The sequence below is a fragment of the Actinomadura logoneensis genome, from assembly GCF_003428695.1.
Lineage (GTDB): Bacteria > Actinomycetota > Actinomycetes > Streptosporangiales > Streptosporangiaceae > Spirillospora > Spirillospora logoneensis.
In genome coordinates this window covers 1-6,203 of sequence record NZ_QURH01000217.1, presented here as the reverse complement: position 1 = coordinate 6,203, position 6,203 = coordinate 1, and the positions used below count along the sequence as shown (strand labels likewise).

General features: G+C 71.7%; 4 protein-coding genes. 2 read left to right on the top strand and 2 right to left on the bottom strand.

The window, feature by feature from the left end:
* The first annotated feature begins 186 nt into the window (after positions 1 to 186).
* The gene (locus tag DZF91_RS12360) at positions 187 to 3,327 is read left to right on the top strand and encodes a UPF0182 family membrane protein (RefSeq protein ID WP_117357619.1); all 3,141 of its coding nucleotides are present in this window, start codon (positions 187 to 189) and stop codon (positions 3,325 to 3,327) included.
* A 198-nt stretch (positions 3,328 to 3,525) separates the two neighbouring features.
* On the opposite strand, the gene DZF91_RS12355 is transcribed toward DZF91_RS12360, so the two are convergent.
* Together DZF91_RS12355 and DZF91_RS12350 are read right to left on the bottom strand one after the other, a co-directional pair.
* Positions 3,526 to 3,924 carry a nuclear transport factor 2 family protein gene (locus DZF91_RS12355; RefSeq protein WP_117357618.1) on the bottom strand — a complete coding sequence of 133 codons (399 nt, stop codon included), beginning with the start codon at positions 3,922 to 3,924 and terminating at the stop codon, positions 3,526 to 3,528.
* Between the two features lie 68 nt (positions 3,925 to 3,992).
* Entirely contained in the window at positions 3,993 to 5,147 is a 1,155-nt protein-coding gene (locus tag DZF91_RS12350; protein ID WP_117357617.1) for a serine hydrolase domain-containing protein, read from the bottom strand.
* 209 nt (positions 5,148 to 5,356) lie between these two features.
* Here DZF91_RS12350 and DZF91_RS12345 point away from each other — a divergent pair, with 209 nt between their 5' ends.
* Positions 5,357 to 5,959, top strand: a complete 603-nt coding sequence (locus tag DZF91_RS12345; RefSeq protein ID WP_117357616.1) for a hypothetical protein — start codon at positions 5,357 to 5,359, stop codon at positions 5,957 to 5,959.
* Positions 5,960 to 6,203 lie beyond the last annotated feature (244 nt).

Below are 6,203 nucleotides of genomic sequence, written 5' to 3'. Positions count from 1 at the left end.
GGGCCGGGGCGGCGCGGGCGCTCGGCAGGGCGCGGGCGGGGGCGTCCGGACGCTCGGCGAGGCGCGGGCGGGGAGTTATCCACAATCGGTCGCGGAGGTGCGGGTGTCGCGGAGGCAGTCGATAGGTTTCTAGGACAGCACCGGCGGGGGATGCCGGTGGGGGCGCGATCTGAACGGAGGGGCCCGTTGACCTTCCGGACTCCCGGTATCCGTCGCAGGTTCGGCGGCGGCCGGTCCCGGCTGCTGGTGCCGGGGCTGGCGACGCTCGCCGTCCTGGCCGTCGCCTTCATGATCTTCACATCGGTCTGGACGAACCTGCTCTGGTACCGCTCGGTCGGCCTGTCGTCGGTCTACACGACCCGGCTGTGGGCGCGCACGTCCCTGTTCCTCGGCGGCTTCCTGCTGATGACGCTGCTGGTCGGGGTGAACATGGTGGTCGCCCACCGGCTGCGGCCGGCCTACCGGCCGCTGTCGGTCGAGCAGCAGGGCCTCGACCGGTACCGCACGCTCGTCGACCCGCGCCGCCGGGCGATCACGGCCGTCGCGCTGGTGCTGCTCGGCGTGCTCACCGGCGCGTCCGTCGCCGGGCGGTGGCAGGTGTGGCTGGCGTTCCTCAACCGCACCGACTTCGGCGTCCGAGATCCGCAGTTCCACAAGGACGTCTCGTTCTACGTCTTCACCTACCCGTTCCTGCGGTTGCTGCTGGGCGTGGTGTTCGCGGCCGTGATCCTGTCGCTGCTGGCCGCGGTGATGGTGCACTACCTGTACGGCGGGCTGCGCCTCCAGGGGCCGGGCGACAAGGTCGGCCCCGCCGCCCGCGCGCACCTGTCGGTGCTGGTCGGCGTGTTCGTGCTGCTGAAGGCGTTCGCCTACTGGTTCGACCGGTACGGCCTGGTGCACTCGGAGCGGGGCGTCCGCACCGGCGCGTCCTACACCGACGTCAACGCGCTGCTGCCCGCCAAGACGATCCTCGCGGTCATCGCGGTCGTGTGCGCGCTGCTGTTCTTCTCCAACCTGCTGCGGCGGGGCATGGCGCTGCCCGGTGTCGGGCTGGTCCTGCTGGTGCTGTCGGCGCTGCTCGTCGGCGGCTTGTACCCCGTGCTCATCCAGCGCTTCCAGGTGAAGCCGGACGAGCAGAACAGGGAGCGCCGCTTCATCCAGCGCAACATCGACGCCACCCGCGCGGCCTACGGCGTCGCCGGGGTCACGCTCGAACCGTACGGCGGCCGTCCGGAGACCGACCGCGACAGGCTCGCCGCCGCCGCGCGCGACCTGTCCGGCGTCCGGCTGCTCGACCCCGTCGTGGTCAGCCCCACCTACCAGCAGCTCCAGCAGAACCGCGAGTTCTACCGCTTCCCCGACACCCTCGACGTCGACCGGTACCAGGTGAACGGCCGCCCGGAGGACTCGGTCGTCGCCGTCCGGGAGCTGTCCGGCCCGCCCAGGGGCCAGCACAGCTGGGTGAAGGACCGGCTGATCTACACCCACGGCTACGGCTTCGTCCGCGCGCCCGGCGAGCGCCTGACCGCCGACGGCACCCCCGACTTCCAGCAGAAGGACGCCCCCCAGAAGGACCTCACCGGCGCCCCGGTGAGCACCCCGCAGATCTACTTCGGCGAGCGCACGACCGGCTACTCCATCGTCGGCGGCCGGGGCCAGAAGGAGTTCGACCACCCCGACCCGTCCGACAGCTCACTGCAGGTCAACACGACCTACACGGGCCGCGGCGGGGTGAGGGTCGACTCGGTGCTGAACCGCACACTGTTCGCCGCCGAGTTCCGGGACTGGAACCTGCTGCTGTCCGGCGCCATCAAGAAGGACGCCCGGATCCTCTACCACCGCACGCCGCGCGACATCGTCCGCCGCGCGGCGCCCTGGCTGACGCTGGACGGCAACCCGTACCCGGTCGCGGCCGGCGGTCGCGTCCAGTGGGTGGTGGACGGCTACACCACGTCCAACGGCTACCCGTACTCGCAGACCCTCGGCCTGCAGGACGCCACCCGCGACACCATCACCGACACGCGCTCCGCCGTCGCCAAGCAGGCCGACCAGAAGATCAACTACCTGCGGAACTCGGTGAAGGCCACCGTGGACGCCTACGACGGCACCGTCCACCTCTACCTCTGGGACGACCAGGACCCCATCGCCAAGACCTGGATGAAGGTCTTCCCGGGCACCGTCGAGCCCCGGTCGAAGATCCCGCCCGACCTGCTGGAGCACCTGCGCTACCCGGAGGACCTGTTCAAGGTCCAGCGCCGCATCCTGGCCCAGTACCACGTCACCCAGGCCGACGCGTTCTACGGGGCGCAGGGCTTCTGGGACGTCCCGGAAGACCCGTCCCCCGCGAACAAGGGCAAGACGCAGCCCCCGTACTACCTGAGCCTGCGGATGCCGCCGCAGCAGGGCGCGCAGCCTCCGTCCACCCAGCAGCCCGCCGCCCAGTCGGGCCCGCGGACGCCGGGCGTCCGGCCGGGCGTCACCACGGCCATGGCCCCGGCACCGCCGAACGGCCGGCCGCCGCTCCCGCAGTCGGGAGCCCAGCCCGGCACGCCGCCGCCCCCGGCCCCGCAGTCGGGCAAGCAGTCCCCCGCCCCACGACCGGACACCGCTCCTGCCGACGCGCGTTACGCCGCACCCGCCGAGAGCGGCCCGCCCCGCTTCTCGCTGACCTCGGTGTACACCCCGCGGAACCAGCGCTACCTGTCGGCCTTCCTCATCGCGGACTCGACGCCCGGCGACCCCGGCTACGGCAGGCTGCGCCTGCTGGAGATGCCCGCGGCCGACCAGCCGGGCCAGCCGCGCCCGCAGGGCCCGGGGCAGGTGCAGCAGGCGTTCGAGAACGACACCGACATCCGCAACCTGCTGTTCCCCAACCGCAGCAGCGGAACCGAGACCAAGCTCGGCAACCTGCTGTCCCTGCCGTTCGCGGGCGGCCTGCTCTACGTCGAGCCGCTGTACTCGCAGACGACGCAGAGCAACCAGTCCCCGTACCCGACCCTGCTGGCCGTCCTGGTGAAGTACGGCGACCGCGTCTCCTTCGCCAGGCGCTCCAAGCAGCAGCAGGCGAGCACGGACCTGTTCCAGTCCGCGATGGGCAGGCTGTTCGGCCCCGGAACCGGCCAGTCCCCCGGCCCGCAGCCGAACCGCCCCGGCACCGACAGGCTCTCCCCCGAGGCCCAGAAGGCGATCAGCGACCTCTCCAAGGCCATCGACGACTACAAGGCCGCCATGTCGAAGAACGACTACCCCGCCATGGGCGAGGCGTGGGACCGCGTCCTCCAGGCCCGCAACGCCCTGACCACCGCCACCCAGAAACCCACCAAGTAGCCCGCGCCGCCCCCGCACAGCCCCGTCCGCCCGCCGTGGGCGGTCCTTCGGGGTCGGGTCCTTCGGAGTGAGGTCCCTTGAGGGTCAGTCCCTCGGAGTTCAGTCTTTCGGAATGAGGTCCCTTGGGGTCAGTCGCTTGCGGTCAGTCCCTCGGGGGCAGTTCTTCGCGGTCAGTCCCTCGGGGTCAGTTCTTCGGGGTCAGTTCTTGGGGGTGAGGTCGCTGGTGGTCTGGTCGACGCGGCGGATCCGGCCGTCGGCCGCGAGGCGGCCGAACATGTAGACCTCCGCCCGGAAGTCGCCGCCCTTGCTCATCGCGACGTCCAGTGTGCAGCGGGCGGCGAAGCGGTCGCCCGACAGCACCGCCTCGTGGACGTCCACGGACCCCACGTCCGAGGAGGTGACGCGCCTGCGCATCCCGCGGGCGTGCGCCAGCATCCGCTCGCGGTCGATGACGAGCCCGTCATTGCAGAACTCGAAATCGGGGACGAGGTAGCGGGCGAGGACATCAGCCGGATCCTGTTCCGGTTCGACCATGTCCCGGGTGTAGGCGACGAGGAAGTCCAAGAGGTCCCGTTCCGAGCGAATGCCTGTTTCCATGGCTCCACCCCGCAGGTGTGCGGAAGACGCCGATGCCCGCCCAACGGCACCCGCCCCCGCGCGGCTCCCTAGTTGCAGAGGGCGGTCTCCACGGCGGTCCGCATGTCGGCGCTCTGGGCCTTCGTGCCGCCCGGGTCGAGGTTCGCCATGACCGTCGCCGTTCTTCCGCTGGTCGTGGCCCCGCCCGTGGTCTTGAATCCGAAGATGTCGCCGGAGTGTCCCCAGTACAGGCCCCCGCACGGCAGCGGACGGCTCTCCAGCCCGAGACCGTAGGCGCGTCCGTCGGCGGAGTCCGTCGAGCGGGTCCGCATCATCTGCCGCAGCTCGGCCGGCGGCAGGAGCCTGCCGCGCACCAGGGCGCCGAGGAAGCGGTCGAGGTCGGCGGTGGTGGAGACCATCTCACCGCTGGCGTTCGCGATCGAGGGGTTGAGCTCCGTGAGGTCCGTGAGCGGCGCGGTCGGCGCCGGGCGGACGTAACCGCGGGCGTGCGGGCCGGGGATCGTCGTCGCGTCCCCCGGGACGAGGGTGTCGCGCAGCCCCAGCGGGACGATGATCCGGCGGCGGATCTCCTCGGCGTAGGTGTTGCCGGTCACCCGCTCGATGATCATGCCCGCCAGCAGGTAGCCGGTGTTGGAGTAGCTCCAGCCGCGGCGCGGCTTGAACGTCGGCGGATGGTCGAGCGCGAGCTTCAGCAGGTCGCGGACGTCGTGGTGGGCCGTCGGGTTCTTCAGCACCTCGCGCGGGTCGAGGTAGTCGACATAGTCCGGCAGGCCGGAGGTGTGCTGGAGCAGTTCCCGGACGGTGATCCTCCGCCCGTCGTTGCCGTTCCCCCGGACGACGCCCGGCAGGTACCGCTCCACATGCGCGTCCAGGGCCACCCGGCGCTCGGCGACCAGTTGGAGGACGACCGTCGCCACGAACGGCTTGGTCATGCTGCCGATCCGGAAGCTGCCCGTGCCGGGCATCGGGGCGCCGGTCGTCACGTCCGCGACGCCGCTGGTGAAGGTGGTGGCGCCCCGATCGTACCGGACCTCCAGCACCGCTCCGGGCGCGCCGTCCTCCGTCGTCAGCCGCCGCATCACCTCCCGCACGTCCGTCGCGGACGCGGTCGTCGCGGCGGGCTTGGTCCGCGTCGTCGCCGCGATGGCGGCGGCGGGCTGGGTGGCCGCCACTGCCAGGCTCCCCAGGACGGCCAGGGCGATCGCGCGCTCACGTCTGATCATTTTCAGGCTCCCTCGTTCGGTGATCTTCACGCTAGGGAGCGCGGCCCCGAACGCACTTCCCCCGCAGGAGCCAGCCTCGTGTTCATCCCCGGGATGTACCGGGGTCGGCGGCCTTCGGGGGAGATCTCCGCAGATGATCCCTCACTTTGAGTGACGGCCCGGACGCTCTAGGTTGGCGCGGGGTGTCACCTGATCAGCGGAGGGACGCGATGAAGCGGATCACCAGGCTCGCGGTCGGCCTGCTCACCGGACCGGTCGTCACACTGGCGCTCGTAGCGCCGTCCTCCGTGGCGAGCGCCGACACCGGTTCCGGCACCGCCATCACCTTCGAGCCGGACGGCCACTCCCCCAAGGCGGGACGGGAGACCATCCACTGCGTGCTCACCGTGAGCAAGCCCCGCTTCCCGCGTCCGGCCAAGTCCGTCGGCACCTCTGGAACCGACGCCAAAGGCAGGACGGACAGCAAGAGCAGGACCGACGCCAAGACCGCCACCGCCGGGATGGTCAAGGCGGAGGGGCGTGTGAAGTGCGATCAGCCGGTGGCCGGGATCAGTGTCCGGGCCGGGCTCTACAAGGACGGGCTCCGGTACAAGCAGAGCGACGTGAAGGCCCTCACGCACACGTCGGACATCGTTCAGCGCACGTCCCACCGATGCGTCCCGGCGAGCACCTACACGAGCGCCGCGATCACGGAGATCAAGGCGCCCTCCGGCTACACACCGCGCCAGGCCGGCGGCACGGCGGTCAGCAAGCCCGTCCGGATCACCGCCTGCGCCCGCAGCGACGCCGACCCGGCACCCACCAGGCACTGACCCCCGACGCCCACCACGAACCCGCCCGACCTGTCGGAACAGGCGGGCTGGGACGCCCCGTCAACGCCGCACCCGTCACACGCCGCACCCGTAACTCGCGGCGCCCGTCAGGTGCGGCGCCCGTCAGACACCACACCCGACAGGTCCGGCACCCGTCGGACCCCGCGCCCGTGGGGCGCAGCGCGCCCGGCGGACGCAGCGCGCCCGGCGGACGCAGCCCGCCCGTGGGGCGCAGCGCGCCCGG